Source organism: Chitinophaga sp. GbtcB8, from assembly GCF_019091455.1.
Classification (GTDB): Bacteria; Bacteroidota; Bacteroidia; order Chitinophagales; family Chitinophagaceae; genus Chitinophaga.
Map to the genome: position 1 here is coordinate 135657 of NZ_JAGXJN010000002.1, position 18947 is coordinate 154603.

15 protein-coding genes are annotated in these 18947 nt (G+C 49.4%); 5 read left to right on the top strand and 10 right to left on the bottom strand.

From position 1 onward, the window contains the following. Position 1: 1 nt before the first annotated feature. From KVT36_RS03595 to KVT36_RS03610, 4 genes are all read right to left on the bottom strand, one after another. Positions 2 to 1507 (bottom strand): YgcG family protein, encoded by a 1506-nt coding sequence (locus KVT36_RS03595; RefSeq protein WP_217602133.1) that lies wholly within the window; start codon positions 1505 to 1507, stop codon positions 2 to 4. A gap of 42 nt (positions 1508 to 1549) precedes the next feature. Beyond that, a complete protein-coding gene (locus KVT36_RS03600) occupies positions 1550 to 2644 on the bottom strand; it encodes a glycoside hydrolase family 43 protein (RefSeq protein ID WP_217602134.1) in 1095 nt (364 codons plus the stop codon). 217 nt (positions 2645 to 2861) lie between these two features. Then, the gene (locus tag KVT36_RS03605) at positions 2862 to 3734 is read right to left on the bottom strand and encodes an OmpA family protein (protein WP_217602135.1); all 873 of its coding nucleotides are present in this window, start codon (positions 3732 to 3734) and stop codon (positions 2862 to 2864) included. Between the two features lie 136 nt (positions 3735 to 3870). Next, positions 3871 to 4749, bottom strand: a complete 879-nt coding sequence (locus tag KVT36_RS03610) for a diacylglycerol kinase family protein (RefSeq protein WP_217602136.1) — start codon at positions 4747 to 4749, stop codon at positions 3871 to 3873. Positions 4750 to 4773: 24 nt separating this feature from the next. Between KVT36_RS03610 and KVT36_RS03615 the strand changes: the two genes are divergently transcribed. Both KVT36_RS03615 and KVT36_RS03620 read left to right on the top strand, forming a co-directional pair. Next, positions 4774 to 5757 (top strand): App1 family protein, encoded by a 984-nt coding sequence (locus KVT36_RS03615; RefSeq protein WP_217602137.1) that lies wholly within the window; start codon positions 4774 to 4776, stop codon positions 5755 to 5757. A 210-nt stretch (positions 5758 to 5967) separates the two neighbouring features. After that, positions 5968 to 7131: a zinc-dependent alcohol dehydrogenase gene (locus tag KVT36_RS03620; RefSeq protein WP_217602138.1), complete on the top strand. Its 1164-nt coding sequence runs from the start codon at positions 5968 to 5970 to the stop codon at positions 7129 to 7131. Positions 7132 to 7137: 6 nt separating this feature from the next. Here KVT36_RS03620 and KVT36_RS03625 read toward each other — a convergent pair whose 3' ends face one another. After that, the gene (locus KVT36_RS03625; protein ID WP_217602139.1) at positions 7138 to 8580 is read right to left on the bottom strand and encodes an MFS transporter; all 1443 of its coding nucleotides are present in this window, start codon (positions 8578 to 8580) and stop codon (positions 7138 to 7140) included. Between the two features lie 312 nt (positions 8581 to 8892). On the opposite strand from KVT36_RS03625, the gene KVT36_RS03630 reads away from it, so the two are divergent. The 3 genes from KVT36_RS03630 to KVT36_RS03640 are packed head-to-tail and all read left to right on the top strand — an operon-like array spanning position 8893 to position 12622. Next, entirely contained in the window at positions 8893 to 10611 is a 1719-nt protein-coding gene (locus KVT36_RS03630; protein WP_217602140.1) for a carbamoyltransferase C-terminal domain-containing protein, read from the top strand. A 20-nt stretch (positions 10612 to 10631) separates the two neighbouring features. Further along, a complete protein-coding gene (locus KVT36_RS03635) occupies positions 10632 to 11603 on the top strand; it encodes a glycosyltransferase family 2 protein (RefSeq protein ID WP_217602141.1) in 972 nt (323 codons plus the stop codon). 11 nt (positions 11604 to 11614) lie between these two features. Then, positions 11615 to 12622: a glycosyltransferase family 9 protein gene (locus KVT36_RS03640; protein ID WP_217602142.1), complete on the top strand. Its 1008-nt coding sequence runs from the start codon at positions 11615 to 11617 to the stop codon at positions 12620 to 12622. On the opposite strand, the gene KVT36_RS03645 is transcribed toward KVT36_RS03640, so the two are convergent. From KVT36_RS03645 to KVT36_RS03665, 5 genes are read right to left on the bottom strand one after another with little or no spacing between them, the layout of a single operon-like run. Further along, the gene (locus tag KVT36_RS03645) at positions 12569 to 13708 is read right to left on the bottom strand and encodes a glycosyltransferase family 9 protein (RefSeq protein WP_217602143.1); all 1140 of its coding nucleotides are present in this window, start codon (positions 13706 to 13708) and stop codon (positions 12569 to 12571) included. The two genes, KVT36_RS03640 and KVT36_RS03645, sit on opposite strands and share 54 nt — an antisense overlap. A gap of 5 nt (positions 13709 to 13713) precedes the next feature. Continuing rightward, positions 13714 to 15186, bottom strand: a complete 1473-nt coding sequence (gene rfaE2 / locus KVT36_RS03650) for a D-glycero-beta-D-manno-heptose 1-phosphate adenylyltransferase (RefSeq protein ID WP_217602144.1) — start codon at positions 15184 to 15186, stop codon at positions 13714 to 13716. Positions 15187 to 15192: 6 nt separating this feature from the next. Continuing rightward, positions 15193 to 15762: an HAD-IIIA family hydrolase gene (locus tag KVT36_RS03655; RefSeq protein WP_217602145.1), complete on the bottom strand. Its 570-nt coding sequence runs from the start codon at positions 15760 to 15762 to the stop codon at positions 15193 to 15195. A gap of 2 nt (positions 15763 to 15764) precedes the next feature. Continuing rightward, positions 15765 to 17654 carry a glycosyltransferase gene (locus KVT36_RS03660; RefSeq protein WP_217602146.1) on the bottom strand — a complete coding sequence of 630 codons (1890 nt, stop codon included), beginning with the start codon at positions 17652 to 17654 and terminating at the stop codon, positions 15765 to 15767. A 58-nt stretch (positions 17655 to 17712) separates the two neighbouring features. Then, positions 17713 to 18720 carry a glycosyltransferase gene (locus KVT36_RS03665; protein WP_217602147.1) on the bottom strand — a complete coding sequence of 336 codons (1008 nt, stop codon included), beginning with the start codon at positions 18718 to 18720 and terminating at the stop codon, positions 17713 to 17715. Positions 18721 to 18947: the final 227 nt, after the last annotated feature.

The window sequence follows — 18947 nt, forward strand, 5'->3', positions numbered from 1 at the left end:
CCTACCAGCTGCTGCCTGCGCCGCCGCCACCGGAAGAGCCGCCACCCCAGCTGCCGGAAGAAGAGGAAGAACCGGACGACGAAGAGCCGGATGAAAAACCGGAAGACGATGAGGAGCTGCTGGAAGTACTGATGGCCGGGATGTTATACTTTTCTTTGTTCTTATAACCACAAGCATCGCATGCAAAAAGCTGCAAGCCCCAGCCTGCGTTGTTAATGGTTGCAGCCTGCTGTACTTCCCTTTTCCCGGCCGTCAGCGTTTTATGATGGCATTGCGGGCAGACAGTGGCTTTTGCGGATGCGATATCGTACGCCAGTATTTGTTGTGTATGGCAGTCTTTACACTGCCATACATCATAATCAACGGAATGGAGCTTTTCTTCTATCACCTGGTATTTTTCCAGGAACTGGTCGTCTGCTTTTTCACTCAGCCGCTTCATATCCTTATTGCAGCTGCTGCATTGATAAGGTGTGGAGCGCAGCTGGTATAAACGCCGCTGCAGCCAGCGGGAGTAAAAGAACATGGGTACCGGGAAAAGCACGCTTAACAGCAGGCTTCTTTCAGCTGTTTTCCAGGTAAGATAACTTTGATGCCGGTCGCTGTTCTTAAGCCTGCGGGCTGCTTTCAGGCGCACGATGCCGGCATAGGCACAAAAGAACAATACCCAATCGCAATAAATGATCAGCGCCACTGTGGGAAACCCAATAGACCAGGAGGTATAGTTTACCAGGTAAAATATTAACGCCAATGGCGCCACGAACAACCAGATCCAGGCCAGCCAGCCGGGGCGGTACAGGTCCGGCACTTTGGTAAGGCCGGCTATTACCGCCGGCGACTTTCTCCGGTGAAACATCACCAAAAAACCGGCGTTGCCAAGCAGAAAACAGCCAATGACCAGGAACACGCTGAATTTGCCGGGTAATTGCCGGGTATTTTCTTCCGGCTGGGCAAATAGTGCAAGGGGATCGGTTTGCGCTCCATTGCCATCCTGCTGCTGTAATACGCTTACTACTGCCTGCATGCCCTGCAGCATACCTGCATCATAATCCTGCTGTTTGAAATGGGGCAGCATTACCTGCTGCTGAATGCGGAAACAGACCACATCGGGAAGATCGCCTTCCAGCCCGTAGCCTGTTTCAAATTCAATACGGTGCTGATCATCTACCAGTAATACCACCAGGCCGTTGTTCTTTTCAATGGCGCCGGGTTTCCAGGTGCGGAAAAGCTCATGCGCTACATCCTTCGGCACATTATTACCTATGGTTTTAAGCAGCACTACTGCTACCTGTGCCCTGCCTGAATGGTCAAGACTATCCAGCAGCTGGTTCAGCGCCTGCTCTGCAGCGGGCGTGATCAGCTGATCCGGGTTGCTGACATGGCCTCCCTGCAGCATAGGGTCAGGTACCTGCGCAACACTGAATTGCTGCGCAGTGGCAGCAGCAGCGGCCAGCAGCATTATTAACAGGCAGTAAAGGGAAAAACAGCGGGAACGTTTGGTTAAAAACATGGCCGGTAAAAATGGCGAAATTTTTTCAAAATAGCTAACCGCTTATTGCTTACCTGCAGGATCTATTGTTTGTATGCTGCCATCCGGGTTATAATGCAGCTCAGTAACTTTTACATTACGGAGAAATGTTTTACCGGAAAGCTGCACATCGTGATAAAAGAGGTACCATTTCCCGTTCTGCTCAATGATAGAGTGGTGAGAGGTCCAGCCTTCAACGGGTTTTAATATAACGCCCTTATAAGTGAAGGGGCCATAAGGGCTTTCACCAATGGCATAACAGAGATTATGGGTATCGCCGGTGGAATAGGAGAAGTAATATTTGCCGATGTATTTGTGCATCCAGGCGGCTTCAAAAAAACGCTGGCTGTTATCTTTTTCTTTATACAGCTCACCTTTTTCATTGAGCAGCTTTATTTCTTTTACCGGCTCTGCAAAGCTCATCATATCAGGCGTTAAGCGGGCTACGCGTGGCAGTACGGCCTGTTCATCACCAGCGCGGTTTGCTTTCGTAGAGTCATACTGGTTATTGTTCCAGCGCTGCAGCTGTCCGCCCCAGATGCCGCCAAAGTACATATAATATTTGCCATCATCATCCCGGAAAACACAGGGATCAATGCTATAGCTGCCTTTGATGGGAGTTTTGGCTGCTGTGAAAGGGCCTTCCGGTTTGGAGCTGGTAGCTACACCAATGTGAAATACACCTTTACTGTCTTTGGCCGGGAAGTAGAGGTAATATTTGTTATTGGCAAATGCGGCATCCGGCGCCCATAACTGGCGGCTTGCCCAGGGAACATCTGTTATTTTAAGCGCTGTGCCATGGTCTGTAACCTTTGCGCCTACACTATCCATGGAAAGAATGTGATAATCCTGCATATCGAAATGGCTGCCGAGATCATCTTCGGGTATGCCGGTAGCGGTATCGTGCGAGGGGTAAACATAGATCCTGCCGTTAAAGACATGTGCTGACGGATCGGCCGTATAAATATTCGTAACCAGGGGCTGCGAAAGGTATGTTTTTTCAGTAACGGCAGCAGCGGTGGTATCTTTTTCAGCTTCTTTATTAGTTGTGCCGGTTTGGTTACAGGCAGATAGTATGCCTGTGATGGCTATGGTGGTGAAAAATAGCGGGTAGTTCATAACGTGCATGTTTGGATTGTTTTTTTGGTTGTTAGCTATGAAGATATTAAATTAAATAAATACTTAACCATCAAAACCTAATTATGAAAAGTACTTTATGGACCCAGCGCGGATGATAACCAGTTTCAGAAAAGTTAACGCTAACGGACTGCAATAAAAAACCGTCCTTATTAATTTAAGGACGGTTTTTTTAATTTATTCAGCAGGTCTGAACTTATTATTTAGTACTGGTGCTATCGTTTTCAGGTGCTTTATCTATCAGCTCCATAAACTGGTCAAGTTTTGGTGTGATGATGATCTGGGTGCGCCTGTTCTTGGTTTTGCCCGCATCTGTATCGTTAGAGGCGATGGGATTGTATTCGCCACGGCCGCCGGCTGTTAACCTTTTAGGATCTACACCATGATCGTTCTGTAATGACTGCACAACGGAAGATGCCCTGAGTGCACTCAGATCCCAGTTGTTACGGATATTTTTCTGGGAAATGGGTACATTATCCGTGTTACCTTCAATCAGCACATCATAGTCTTTATAATCCTTGATGATCTTTGCGATCTTGCTGAGTGTTTCGCCTGCGGCAGCAGAGATCTCATAGCTGCCGGATTTATACAGCATGTTATCAGACAGCGATATGTACACAACGCCTTTTAAAACCTGTACATCCACATCCCTCATTTCCTCCCTGCTTAAAGAGCGTGTAAGGTTGTTGGTGAGCACCATGTTAAGCGAATCGCTTTTGTTCTTGGTGTTCACCAGGTGCTGGATGTATTTATTGGAGGCATTGATCTCATCCACCAGTTTTGAGATGTTGACATTACCCTGGCTGGTGGAATTTAAACATTTGTCCAATGCAGCCTGTAGGGCGGCAAGGCCGGTACGCTGTGCTGCAATTTGTTCCTCCAGGCTTTGCACCCTTGAATTAGCGACGGAAAGATCCCTTTGCGAGGATTGGTATTTACCGTCAAGATCCCTGTTCTGGTTCTGCAGGCTATTATAGTTGGATTGCAGCTGAGCAAATTTCTTATTGCTCACGCAACCGGTGCCTAACATAACCACCGCCAGCATTGCTGACGATAACAAATATATTTTCATATAACTGCTGTTTAATATAAACAAATAACAACCCCCTAGAAGCAAAGGTTGTGCCATCAAGAAATAAAATGGCAGATGCCGCTATACATTGATTGCTGCAAGGGTTTTATATATGAGATAAAAGATGTAAGTGGTGTTATTCAGCCGGCATTATTATTTCCAGCGCATGGGGGATAATGCTGGCCTGCACGGTATTCACCTTACCCTGGTACTCACCATCTACCTGGAAATGAACTTTCCGGTGTGAATCTATTTTAAGGGATCTTGTTTGTAACAGCTCTGTTTTTGCCGGGTGAAAAGCGCCATGCGTAAAACGCATTTTAAATATTTCGGCCATTGAGATCTTCTTAATGATCACCACTTCAAAAAGATCATCCTCTATATTCCCTTCAGGATTTATCTTAACCTTATTGCCATACTGTGTGGCATTGGCAATTACCACCATGGCCGCCTCTCTTTGAATATACCGGCCATCTATCATAATGGCCACTTTCATGCAGGCATGGCTCCAGAGAACTTTCCATGCCGCTTTAACATAGCCCCACATGCCGCGGGTATTTTCTGCTTCAAACTTTTTTATTACAAATGCGTTAAAGCCAATATCGCTAAGGTGTATGCAAAGCTCATTATTTACTTTTACGAGGTGTATTTTTTTGCCGGTACCATTTAAAACTATATCCAGCGCTAATGAGGGAGTGGCAGGTATGCCCAGCTCAGTGGCCATGCCGTTTGCGGAACCGGCAGGCAGTATAGCCATTGGTATTTGTGTGCCCATTACAGCTTCTGCTACCAGCTTCACGGTGCCATCGCCCCCGGCTGCTATTACCCTGTTTGCAGCGCCGGATCTTATTACTTCCTTTAGCTTAGCCAGGTCAGGCTGTTGGGGAAGCTGGTAATAAGTGATGTGATGTGGCAACCTGGCAAAATAGTTGTCTATTTCCTTTTGCCAGTCAGTATCATTGCTGCCGGAAGCGGGGTTAATGATGAACAGGAGCTTTAAAGACTGATTGGGCATAGTGTTTTTTTATAGACAACAGTTATGGCAAAATTGTATCCAAAAAATAAACAGGCTCCTTTTGTAAAGGTGTATCATGGTTTTGGGCATGCCCATGACCTTCATGTTTTCGGGCATGTATTAAAAAAACAGCCTCCCGGCCTGCGAACGGGCAACAACCTGTTGGCCAACCTCTACAACCTGCTTCGCCTTTTTTTCGTGAAACCGCTTGGCGGCGTTCCGGTGCGGCTGTTGTGGGAGCAGCAGCAAATAGAAGGCACCACGGAGGATGACGGATTTTTCCATTTTGAATGGCAAAGCATAGAGAGCGTGCCGGCAGGCCGCCATACTGTAACAGTACAATGTATGAATGAGCAGGGGCAGCCCATTGCAGGGGGGCAGGGGGTGATCCAGGTTCCGCACATTACGCAATACGGCATTATATCAGATATTGACGATACGGTTATGGTATCGCACTCTGCTACTATTTTAAAACGGTTAAAAGTATTATTTACCCGGCACCCCGGTACCCGGGAGATCTTTAAGGATATAGGCGGGCATTACCGGCTGCTGGCGCTGGCGCAAACAACTGCGGACATGCCGAATCCCTTTTTTTATGTTTCCAGCAGCGAATGGAACCTGTATGATTACCTGCAAAGCGTATTTAAGCAAAACAGCATACCCGAAGGCACTTTCCTGCTTAACCAGATAAAACGATGGTTTGAAATATGGAAAACAGGCAAAACAAAACATGAAGGCAAGCTGCTACGCATAGTGCGTATACTGGAAAGCTTTCCCAACCAGCAGTTTATTTTGCTGGGCGATAATTCTCAAAGCGATCCGGAGATCTATAAAACCATTACTGAAAAATATGCCGGCCGCATCTTTGCCGTTTATATCCGTAATGTATATGGCAGCCATTCCTTTAAAACGGAACAGGTGCTAAAACAGATTGCTGCCTGCGGCGTACAAACGTTACAGTTCATTCACAGCGCTGATGCCATCCAACATACCCGGGAGATATTGTAATTCCGGATGAAACCGTTACCCACTGTCAGGAAAAATATACTCAACTCCACAATCATGCTTAGGGCCTGCCTTTCAGCGCTGGAAAATATTTACTGCGTTTTTTAGCTGCTACGAAGGAGACGGTTTCATTGTTACGGCTGCCTTTCCTGTATTGCAGAAAATAGGTTTCATAATTGAGAGATGGATAAGAAACCATTTAACATTCATTTTATGAAAGCATTAGTATTCCACAAGCCCAAGGATGTAAGTGTTGATACGGTTGATGATCCTGTGATACAGGCACCTACCGATGCTATTATCCGCGTAACCTCCACGGCTATCTGTGGTTCAGACCTCCATATCTATAATGGTATGATACCCCAACCGCATGATATGGTGCTGGGGCATGAATTTATGGGCGTGGTAGAGGAGGTAGGCTCCGGTGTTACCAGGCTAAAACGCGGGGACCGCATTATTGTGCCTTTTCCAATTGCCTGCGGGCATTGCCACTTTTGTGATATGGAGCTGCCTACCCATTGTGAAAACTCCAATCCATCTATGTACGGGCCTTCCGGGGAGATCGTTAAAATGAAGGGCGCCGGCGCTGCCTTATATGGCTACACGGATATTTACGGCGCTATTAACGGGGGGCAGGCGGAATATGCAAGGGTATTGTATGCTGATCACAATCCGCGGATTGTGCCGGAGGGCATTCCGGATGAGAAAATACTTTTCCTTACGGATATTTTCTCTACCGGCTGGGCTGCCTGTGAATGGGCGGAGGTAACGAACGGAGATGTGGTGGTGGTGTTTGGATGCGGCCCGGTAGGTATTATGGCGCAAAAGGCAGCCTGGCTGCATGGCGCTAAAAAAGTGATAGGGGTAGACCGTTTGCCTTACCGTTTGGATAAAGCAAGGAACACCGCACAATCAGAGGTGCTTAATTACACAGAGGTGGATATTGCGGAGGCAGTGCGGGAAATGACCGGTGGTTATGGTGCAGATGTGTGCATAGATGCGGTAGGCATGGAAGCGCATAGAAGCGTGCTTGAAAAAGCCGTGAATGTGCTGCAAATGGAGAAAGGCAGCATCAATGCATTAAAGCAATGTTTTGATACCGTACGCAGAGGCGGGCGCGTATCAGTAGTAGGGGTGTATGGATCGCCATACGATAACTTTCCTTTATACCAGTGGTTTGAAAAAAGCATTCGCCTGATGGGCGGGCAGGCCTGGGTGCAGCGCTGGCTGGACCAGCTTATTGACCTGGTGGTGCAGGAAAAGGTAACCCTGGACGATATCATTACACATACTGTTCCCTTAACGGAGGCTGCGAACATGTATGATATTTTCAATAAAAAGGAAGATGGCTGTGTAAAGGTGGTGCTAAAGCCATGATGGGCATCAGGCACGCTTTTTACGCTCGCCGGGCTGCTTCCATTTGGCTGGTGTGTAAAGGATGCGGCGCAGCACCTGCCCGGAATGCACATCCTTTATACGGTAGCGGAAGCCTGCTATCATTCTCAGCGTAATAATGTTGCGGCTTACCTCACCGGTTTCCTTTACACTGCGCAGCATACGCATAGCCAGTATAGCAAACAAGGCGCTGAACACAAAAAAGAAATTCCAGGTTTGCAGGTGCTGTAAAGGCCCTGTAAGCGTTTGCTGCCAGGACGTAAAGGAATCGGCCAGCAAGCCACCCAGCAGCGGCGCTGCTGCGGATGCAAATGCAATGATCATATTTTTGGCGGTAAGATATACCATGGCCTGCTCTTTAGCGGCCAGCTTAATTCCAATGTTATTCAGCGAAAGTGTGATGCCGGCATTAGATACGCCGGTGCCGATATTAATAAGGATCAGCAATGCTATTATACCTGTAAAGGAAGGGATCAGCGCAGTGAGCGCCCATGCCAGCAGGCAGCATATATAAACCGGCGCGCAGATGTATAATATATTCTTATTGCTATAGCGGTCAATATACCGCCCCCAGATGCTTACTGCACAAATGCTGCTAACCTGTGAAAGGATGCCCAGCGCAATAATGCCGGACAGGGGCAGGCGAAGCGACTGTATCATATATACATTAAAGAAGGGCGTAGCCAGGTTCAGCGCAAAGATCCAGCAGGCATTAAACAGCAGCATGTTGCGGAAATTAACATCCTGTAAAGGCTTGCGCAGCTGCCTGAAAACATTTTCATCTACCGCCTGCAGTGCAGGCTCCGGCACACGGGCAAGCGCCCATACGCCCAGCATACCGGCCAGGCCGGCCAGCAGGAACATAGCAGTGTAAGTGATAACCTCTGAACCCGGGTAATGGGATTTCAGGTAGTCAACGGCTAATGCAGATAAAAGGCTGAGCGTAACGTTTAACGTTTGGCAAAGCCGTGTACGGCGGGAAAAGTAAGTACCCAGTATGCGGTCGGGGATCAGGTCTTTCATCCAGGAGTTCCAGCTGGCGCCAACTATGGAGCTGAAAAAATAATGGAAGCACAAAAAGCTGATGAGCGCATACAGGCTGGCGCCTCCGGAAAACAGCCGGGGCAGCAGGCCTATCATAATGAGCGGAAAGCGGGCCAGCACACCGCCCACTACGGCTATGGCGCGGCGGTTGCGATAGCGCTGCACCAGCCAGATGGCCAGCAGCTGAAAAATATTGGTGAAAGTAGGCAATGCTGCCAGCACCCCTATCTGGAAATTGGATGCGCCCAGCTGTAATGCCAGCGCGGTTAAGAAAGCGCCGCCTGTTAAAACGATCATTGTTTCTGCAGCCAGCCCGTCACGGATCACCAAATGCAGGCCCCGCTGTACCTGGGCCTCAGACAGATCTTCCGAAGGAATCAATTTCATAGGTTCACACGTTCTTCTTTATGGCATGTAATAACATGCTGGTACATAATGTTGTGGTATAAAAAAATAATGTTGTGGCGGTACTACTAAAATCGTTGCACAAAATTACCGGGTTTTATTACAAAAAAGAAGCGCTGTTACCCATAACTTTAGTTGTAGCTTCTCTGGAACCTGCTGCAGTAAAGGGTTTTGGCGAAATTGCATAAACGGAAAGGATGAAACCGGCATATACTCTGGAACAATTTGTGTTAGCCATTTACAACGGGCATTGTATACTGCTTTAACCTTTTAATTACTTCTTAAAATTATTACATGTACACACTGGGCATTAATGCAGCGTTTCATGACTCCTCCGCGTGCCTTATGAAAGATGGGCAGCTGCTGGCAGCCGCGGAAGACGAGCGGTTCACACATATCAAACATGGCAAAAGACCCATCCCTTTTTCTGCTTACGAGCTGCCATTTCACGCTATTGATTATTGCCTTAAAACAGCCGGCATACATCTTTCCGATGTAGATCATGTAGCTTATTCCTTTGATCCTTTTATACTGCTGGGAGAGCAGGTAAAAGATCAAAACAATATTAACCTGCCTTTAAAGCCGGCAGGGCAGCGGGTTGCGGAAAAGTGGATGTCGCCCTGGGATCCCTTATTCCTCTCGTCTATTGTGAATGCGCCGGGGCAGCTGGTGGATGGTTACCCGCATCATTTGCAGCAACGTTTCAGCGGCGCTACCCTGCAGCCGGAGCAATGGCATTTTGTAGAACATCACCTGGCGCATGCTGCCAGCGCTTTTTTGCCTTCTCCTTTCCGGGAAGCAGCGGTGCTAACGGTGGATGGCCGTGGCGAAAAAGCCACTACTACTTTTAATGTTGGTATTGAAAATAACCTGCAGCGTATTGCACAGGTGAACATGCCCCATTCCCTTGGGCTGTTGTATGAAGAGGTGACCAGCTACCTGGGTTTCCTGCGCTCTTCCGATGAATACAAGGTAATGGCGCTGGCCTCTTACGGGAAGCCCGTGTTTGTAAAGGATTTCCGGGAAATGATACATATGCATGAAAACGGCAGCTACACGATTGATAACGAACGTTTGACTGAACGCTTTGGCCCCGTAAGAACACGGAATGCGGAGTTCACTGCGCATCATTTTAACATTGCACACTCCTTGCAGGCCGTGCTGCAGGAATCTGTGCTGGACCTTGCCCAATCGTTACAGCGCAGCACTAACCAGGAGAACCTTTGCTTTGCGGGTGGTGTGGCGCTGAACTGTGTATTAAACGCTACTTTACGGGATGCCGGCATTTTCAAAAACATATGGGTACAGCCTGCTGCCGGTGATGCCGGTACTGCACTGGGCGCAGCCATGTGGATTGATGCGCAGGAACGTAAAGGCAGCAGCCGCTCTTTTGTGATGGAGCATGCTTACTGGGGGCCTGAGTATAAGGATGAAGAGATCAGGGCTTTCCTGGACTGGACAAAAACACCGTACCGCCAGCTGGATAATGTGGCGGAAGCCGCTGCAGCGCTGCTGGCGCAGGACAAGATCATAGGCTGGTACCAGGGCCGTATGGAGTTTGGCCCGCGTGCGCTGGGAAGCCGGTCCATACTGGCATCGCCCATACATGCAGATATGCAGGCAAGGCTGAACGAGGTAAAGGACCGGGAAGACTTTCGCCCGGTAGCGCCGGTGGTAATGGAAGAACATGCTGCGGAATGGTTTGAGCAGGCAGGTTATTCGCCCTTCATGTTATTTGTGCACAAGGTAAAAGAGGACAAACGCAGTAAAATTCCGGCTGTAACCCATGTGGATGGCACTGCGCGCATACAAACCATTAACCGGCAGCAGCACCCGCGCTATTATGACCTGCTGAGCGCTTTTGAAAAAAAGACCGGTGTGCCGGTGCTGATCAACACTTCTTTTAATACGTTGGGAAAACCTATTGTATGTACGCCGCGGGATGCGCTGGAATGTTTCTGGTCATCGCCTTTTGATGCGCTGGTGATGGGTTCCTTCTTAATTGAAAAATAAATTATGAACTGAAAAGTAATATGGAAAAAAAGATCTCAGTAGTGATCCCTACTTACCGGCGCCCGCAGCTGCTGATGGAATGCATAACAGCGCTGGCCCGGCAGCATTTTAAGCGGGATGATTTTGAAGTGATCATAGTGAGTGACGGGCCGGATAACGTTACCAAAAAAATGGTGGTGTCCTGGAAACATACGGGGCTGCTGGATATACGCTACATTCCGCTGCCCGTAAAAAAAGGGCCTGCGGCTGCGCGTAACGCCGGCTGGAAAGCTGCACTGGGTTGTGTTATAGCCTTTACAGACGATGATACGATGCCTGATAAAGGATGGTTATGTAACATCTGGGAAAGCTACGCATCCCAGCCGTACCTTGCTTTTACCGGCCGTGTGATGGTGCCTGCACCGGAAAAACCTACCGACTATGAATGGAACACTGCGCAGCTGGAAAAAGCGGAGTTCATTACTGCCAACTGTGCCTGCACGCGCCTGGCGCTGGAAAAGACCGGTGGTTTTGATGAACGTTTTGAAATTGCCTGGCGGGAAGACAGTGATCTTGAATTTAAGCTGCTGCAGCACAACATTCCTATTATACACCTGCAACATGCGCTGGTAGTGCATCCTGTAAGGAAAGCAGATTGGGGGGTAAGCCTGAAGGAGCAACGCAAGAGCATGTTTAACGCTTTGTTATATAAAAAATACCCGCAGCTATACCGGCATAAGATACAGCAACAGCCGCCCTGGAATTACTATGTAATGGTGCTGGCGCTGGTAGCTGTAATAACAGGATTGCTGCTGCAGGCCACCTGGCTTAGTGTAACAGCTTTAGTAGTATGGATGATCTTACTGACCGCTTTTATTAAAAAGCGCCTTACCTATACTACGCATGCATGGCCGCATGTAATGGAAATGGTGGTGACCTCTGTGCTCATTCCGTTCCTTTCCGTGTACTGGACCTTGTATGGCGCTTTCAGGTATAAGGTGCTGTTTCTTTAAACTATGCCAACATGATGAAAAAGATTGCGGTTTTCCGCGCATTGCAGCTGGGGGATATGCTTTGCGCTATACCCGCTATACGATCCCTGCGGATAGCACATCCCAAAGCACATATTACGCTATTGGGATTACCCTGGGCAAAAGATCTTGTGCAGCGGTTTAACCAATACTTTGATGCATTTATTCCTTTTCCCGGTTTTCCGGGGCTGCCGGAGCAGGAGGTGGATGTGCGCCAGCTGCCGGCATTTTTTACCGCTATGCAGCAGCAGGAATTTAGCCTGGTGCTGCAAATGCAGGGTAATGGCAGCATTGTAAACCCCATGGTAGCGCTGATGGGCGCCCGCCATACAGCCGGGTTCTGGCGAAAGGCAGATTACTGCCCGGACCCGGATCACTATCTTGAATACCCTGATACTGTACCGGAGGTGATACGGCACCTGATGCTGATGGAACATTTAGGCATAAAACCGCAGGGCGAGCAGCTGGAGTTTCCGTTAACCCCGCAGGACCAGAAAGAGCTGCAAACAGCTCATCTGAAATTAAAGTATCCTTATGTTTGTGTGCATCCCGGATCAAGGGGCGCATGGCGGCAGTGGCCACCTGCCGCATTTGCGGTGGTGGCAGATAAGATAGCGGAAATGGGCTACCAGGTAGTGCTTACAGGCACGGCTGATGAGCACCCGTTAATGGCAGCAGTAGCAGATCAAATGCAAAACCCCAGCCTTAATACAGCCGGGAAAACTAACCTGGGCGCAATGGGCGTGCTGTTAAAAGGGGCTGCCATGTTACTCTCTAATTGCACCGGTGTGGCGCATATGGCAGATGCCCTGCAAACACCCAGCGTGATCATTAGCATGGATGGGGAAGCCCTGCGCTGGGCCGCGCTGGATACGGAGCTGCACCGCACCATTGACTGGACAAAAGAACAGGATATAACCGCTGTTACAGCGGCGGCACAATCTTTATTAGCGGAGCGCCTGGGTAAGCTCCCCACCCAGCCGCTGGCCCGTTTCTTCTAACACCTCCAAAACGGCCTGTACTACATTTGCTACTGTAGCCGGTGGTAAATTTTCTTTTTCAAATCCGCGGTAAGCATACCGTATTATTTCATTGCTGCTTTGCAACGGGGCAGGAACATCAAAATACAATACCCTTCCCCGGGCCTGCCAGGGGGTATGCTGGGGATTTGTTTTTGCATACAGCACTACCACCGGCGTGCCGGTAGCTGCCGCAAAATGGGCTGCGCTGGTGTTTACAGACAGCAGCAGGGGGCTGTGTTTTATGAGGGTAATAAAAGCTGCAAGCTGCAGCCGGCCGGCCAGTGAAAAAGCACCGGGGCCTATACCTTGCTGTATAACATTGATCAACGTTTGTTCTTCCTGCACACCGGTGAACACTAACTGGTACCCTGGCAGCTGCTGCTGCAACAGGCGCCCCAGCTGGATCCACTGTTCTGCAGGGTACTGTCGTTTAAGCTCGCTTACACCAGGATGCAGTAACAGCCAGGGTTGCTGCGGATCTGCACCGGCGCTTTCCAGCTGTTGGGTAATGGCCGGCCACAAACTCTCATCTGTTTGCAGGTACAATCTTTCATCGGTGATAACTGCGCCTGTTTCCCGCACCAGGTCCAGGTCGCGCTGCACCTGGTGGCGTACAAATGTGTAAGGCTCTTTTTCCGGTACCCAGTGTGTAAGCAGGCCATAGGGGTTTTCCCGGCAATAGGCCAGCCGTAAAGGAATACCGGCCAGGTAAGTGAGCATAATGGCGGGCATGGGATTTTGGCTATACACGGTAAATATTACCGCGGCATCAAAGTTCCCGCTGCGCAGCTGCTGCACCAGGTTGTTAAACGCCTCTGCATTAGCGGCAGTGGCTGTTTTTACCCAGGGCGCATCAAACAGCAGCACATCATCTATTTCAGGAAGGTTTTTTACCAATGGCTGCGCCATGGTGGAGGTTAGTAAGGTAAGATGGCAGCCCGGCGCCGCTTTTAGCGCGCGCATGGCGGGTGCGCTCATTAACAGGTCGCCCATATTATCCAGGCGCACACACAGGATGCGTTTACAATGTTGCCAGTCTGCAGCTGTTGCTTGTTGTACTATCATTCAATTCACTTAGCCACCTTTAAGGCAGGCGGCATATTTATGCGCCGTATAATGTGCGTGGTAGACTGGTCGGGCACTAAGGGAAGTAAAACTATTTCCCCTCCAAACTGCTCTACCACCGCAGCTTCCGGCAGGTTCTCCTTTGTATAATCTCCCCCTTTTGCAAAAACATGGGGCTGAATAATTTCTATGAGCGGGGCAGGCGTATCATTTTCCAGGCTGCCAAAAGGAATGATATGCTGTACGGCTTCCAGCCCGGCTAATACCTGCATACGATCATACAGCTGGTTCACCGGCCGTGCGCTGCCCTTTAAACGGCGAATGCTATCGTCATTGTTGATGCCTACCAGCAGCACATCGCCCAGCTCACGGGCGCGGTTCAGGTAACTTACATGGCCGCTGTGCAAAATATCAAAGCAGCCATTGGTGAACACTACTTTTTTACCCTGCGCTTTATAGATGTTGCAGATATGGTGCAGCTGCTGAAGATCGGTTACATACTTTTCATTCACTGCAAAAAAAGCATCCAGCTCCTGCTGCAGGCAATGCGCGGTTTCCGGTTTGCTGATGGCTACTGCAGCTGCAGCGCCGGCAATTTCAGCGGCTGCCGGTATATTGGCGCCTGCCAGGTAAGCCAGCGTAAATGCGCTGATGTAGGTATCGCCTGCGCCGGAAACATTGGGGGAGGGCATCTGTTTTGCAAAAGCGCGGTACACGGGTTTATCGCCTTCAAATATCAGCGCGCCGGCTTCATCCAGCGTTAAGGCGGTAATAGCGGCGCCTGTTCTTTCAAACAGGCTGCTGCCTTTGCTTTCCAGCTGCTGCGGCCTGTTGTAAGGCTGCTCTTCCAGCTGCAGCATGGTTATGGCTTCTTTATAGTTTGGCTTTACCAGTGTGGGACGCAGCGGCACAAAATATTCAAGCCGTTTGGAATCCACTGCAATGCAAATGGGAAACGCCTGTTTTAATTGTACCAGCGCATTTACTACAGCCGGTGTTAGCAGCCCCTTGCAATAATCTGCAATTACCAATGCCTGGTGCTGGGGGTACTGCTCCTGCAGCAGCTGTATAAATGCAGTTTCCACTTCCGGTAAAATAGCATGCTCTGATCCTGCATCATAGCGGGTAAGCATTTGCGCGCCGGCCATGACCCTTGTTTTTACAATGGTGTTACGGCTGTTATGCTGTATGATCTTACAGCTTACGCCTGCATTTTCCAAGAGGGTGCAGGCACGGTCGCCTTCCGCATCGGCACCGGTTACGCTACAGTAAGTAACCTGAGCGCCCAGGTGGCTGAGGTTAGCGGCTGTATTGGCGCCGCCGCCTAATGTTATTGTAGTGGAGGTAACATTTACTACCGGCACCGGCGCTTCCGGTGAAAGCCGGGTGCTGGCGCCACGCAGGTACACATCCATCATCAGATCTCCGATGCACAGGATCTTTAAGCCGGCAAACTGCTCTGTAATATGGGTATACATACCTTGTTAATTTTTAGTGGTCGTTGAAGAAATAATGTACGCTGCGGCATCTGCCAGGTTACGGGCTTTATAAGCGGGCGTTCTGTAATCTGCCATGATCCATTCTGTTTCATTGCCGTTATCTATCAGCACTGTACGGCAGCCTGCACGGTTGCCTGCTTCCACATCGTTCAATATATCGCCCACCATCCAGGAGGATCGTAAGCAGATATCCAGCTCCCTGGCTGCCTGCTGCAGCATACCGGGTAAAGGTTTGCGGCAGCTGCAATGAATGGCATATGCTTTTACCGCTCCTTCCGGAAGGTGCGGGCAGTAATAAAAACCATCCAGGTGCAGGCCGTTATAATGTAATAAGCTATGCATAGCGGTGATGAGCTTTTGCAGCTGTGTTTCATCAAAATAACCCCTGGCTATTCCCGACTGGTTGGATACTACAATGAGCGCATATCCATGGGCCCGCAGCAGCTGTAATGCAGCAATAGCATCCGGCGCCCATTGTACCTGTGCAGGATCTGCGTTGTAAGGCACATCTGTTACCAGGGTACCGTCTTTATCCAGGAATACTGCTTTTTTCATGATCATCCGTTCATTACAGGAATAGCCAGCGCTTCGGTTTTGGGTGCAGGCGGCTCATTATTTGCATACAGGCCGGCAATCTTACGTTCTACCAGCGTGCATAATACATGCAGCAGATGCATGTGCAGCTCCTGTATGCGGGCGGTATTACCGGAAGGTACTATCAGGCCAATGTCTGCATAGTCTGCGGCCGGGCCGCCATCCTTACCTAACAATGCAATACAGGTCATTTGCTGCTGATGCGCCGCTTCCATTGCCAGCAAAATGTTGTTTGAATTACCGCTGGTGCTAAGGCAAAGCAGTATATCGCCCTTACGGCCTAATGCCTGCACCTGGCGGGAGAATACCTGGTCGTACCCATAGTCATTAGACCATGCGGTAAGTACGGCTGAATCGGCGGTAAGCGCAATGGCAGGCATGCCCGGGCGGTCCGGGATCTCAAACCGGCCTACCAGCTCGGCTGCAAAATGCTGGCTTTGCGAGGCGGAACCACCGTTGCCGCATACCAGGATCTTTTTACCATGCAGCAGGCAGCGGTACATTTGGCGTGCAGCTTCCTGCAAAGGCGCCCGCAGCTGCTGTTTGCAAACGGTAATAGTACTTACCAGGTTTTCAAAAGCATTATCTATGAGCGAGAGATCTTCCGGCAGTGTGCTGTTTACTGCAATGCTATGGTTCAGGATCACTTTTTCATATACATTATTCATGAGGTGCGCTACGCGCTGCCAGGTGAATAAGGTTTGTACGCGTTTAACCGCGTTTACGCTCATTTCCTGCAGCAGCGTTCTGTTAAGCAGCAGCTCACTGATCTTTTCTGCCAGCGCATCCGGGTTTTGCGGGGGTACCAGCAAGCCGGTTTTACCATCCAGCACACTGTATTTAATACCGCCTACATTGGCGCCAATAACCGGTGTGCCGCAGGCCATGGCTTCCAGCGGCGTAATGCCAAAGGGCTCATACCAGGGTGTGGTAATGAACAGGTCTGCGGCTGCATAATAATATTTCAGCTCATCGCGGTTACGCTGGCCTGCAAAGGTTACACTGGCGGCTACGCCCAGGTCTTTAGCCATTTGCTTTAAGCGGGCTATTTCCGGGTCCCGGGCTCCATCTTCCCCGCCCACAATGATCAGGCGCACCTTAGCGCCGGTATATTTTAACCTGGGTAAAGCCTGTATTACATTATCAACTCCCTTACGCGGCACCATGCGGCCCAGCTGCAGCAACACTATTTCCTGCGGGGCTAACTTTAACCGCATACGCGCAATCTGTTTATCTACGGGGTACATTTCATCCGGGTTTACCCCGCCGGGAATAATGCTGATCTTATTGGCCGGCGCCTGGTAATACTGCATCAGGTCTTCTTTATCCTGCGGGCATTCTGCAATAATGCAGTCGGCCTGGCGGATGGCTTCTTCTTCAATTGTTAAACGCTCTGCGGGAAATTTATCCTGCTCGCCTTGGTGCAAACGGCGAATGTGCCCCAGCGCATGGAAGGTTACTACGAAGGGGATGTGCAGCATCTGCTTCAGATCCACCGCTACCTGTGCCGACATAAAAAAGTTGGCGTGCACCAGCTTGTAGGTGATGCCATGCTCCTGTATGAACCGGATCATGTTATCCCGGAATGCTGCCATGTAGGGCAGCAGCTGCTCTTTAGGAATGATTTGAGCGGGACCGGCATCCACATGTACGATCCTTACGCCGCTTGCCCATTGCAGGCATTGTGGCAGCTGCGCATTTTCACGACGGGTAAAGATATCTACTTCATATCCTTTTTTAACCAGCTGCCTGGCCAGCTCTCCCACATAAACATTTTGCCCGCCGGCATCTACGCCACCAATAGTAGAAAGGGGAGAGGCGTGCTCACTAATGAATGCGATCCGTGATTTCATATACGTAACAGTTAAAGTTAAATGATGAGGTTTCCGGCAGAATTGCTTATTGTCCCTTTTATTCAGAAACGGCTGTTTGTAATGCTGCTACAGTTCCTGAAGGCTGTTGCTGCTGTGCTATAGCTTTATGAAAAGTATGTGACCAGTCTGTGGTAAAGCGGTGAATGTTAAAACGGCGTTGCGCTGTTTCCTGCCCGGCCCTGCCTATGCAGTTGGCCAGGCCATGATTGTCCAGCAATCCCTGCATTTTTTGTATGAGGTAATTGATGTCTGTATGTACATATCCATTCTCCCCGTTAACGATCACAGTGGGTAATTCAGTTGTTGCCAAACCCACTACGGGCACACCCTGCATCATGGCTTCGCATACGGCCAGGCCCAGGCTGGTATGCCTTACCGGGTGAAAATAAAAACGATAGCGGCTACGGAATTCCGGCAGCTGCGGGTGCAGCACTTCTCCCAAACCATGATTGCCATTACCCATACCAACCAGGTCAAGCGGCAGGTGTTTGCTTACCTGCTGATAAAGGTCCCAGCCCAGTGTGCGGCCCCTGTCCGGCAGGTGGTTCACTACTACCAGGCCTCTTGCCAGATCACCGTTGTAAGGCACTGCTGCATCTGTAACACCATGCTCAATTACCGTGGTGGACGTATGCCCGTTGTTCCACATAAGCTGATTATAGTAAGTAACGTGCACTAACAGGATGGAAGGATCATTGACTACATGCCGTGTGTTGCAGGCGCTGCCGGCCGGTGTGTTATGCTCCAGGTAAACACGGGGCAGCTGCCGCTGCGCTTCGGATAACAGCTCATACTGATCCTGCTGGTAATTACGCTCCGACTGAAAAAGGATGCAATCAAACTGCATATTCTTTACTTCTGCTGCAGGTACTTCATGTACATTATTGCCGAAAGGAAAAGTAAGGCCCCTTCCATAATAGCCTTCCGTGCGGCTTTCATTTACCGGGATGTAAATATCATAATCGCCCTGCGAGAGATAGTAGAGATAGCTGCCATGTATATGCCACGTGAATATTTTCAAAGCTGGCTTCCGCTGTGTTTGCATACTGCTCTGTTTACTGATAGAGAATGTTTGATAAAACAAATCATTCAATAAACAAACCAAACGCTTTAACGTGCTAATCTTTTATAATTGCGCGTAGAGCGGGTTATAAGGGAGTGGTGCAGGTGTAGAAAAAAGGAAGCGTTTGAAACGCTTTGTAGAAGCGGTTCTATAAATGATTGTGTGAAAACGGGATAAATGTTTTTACAACAACAAAATAATTAAGTGCA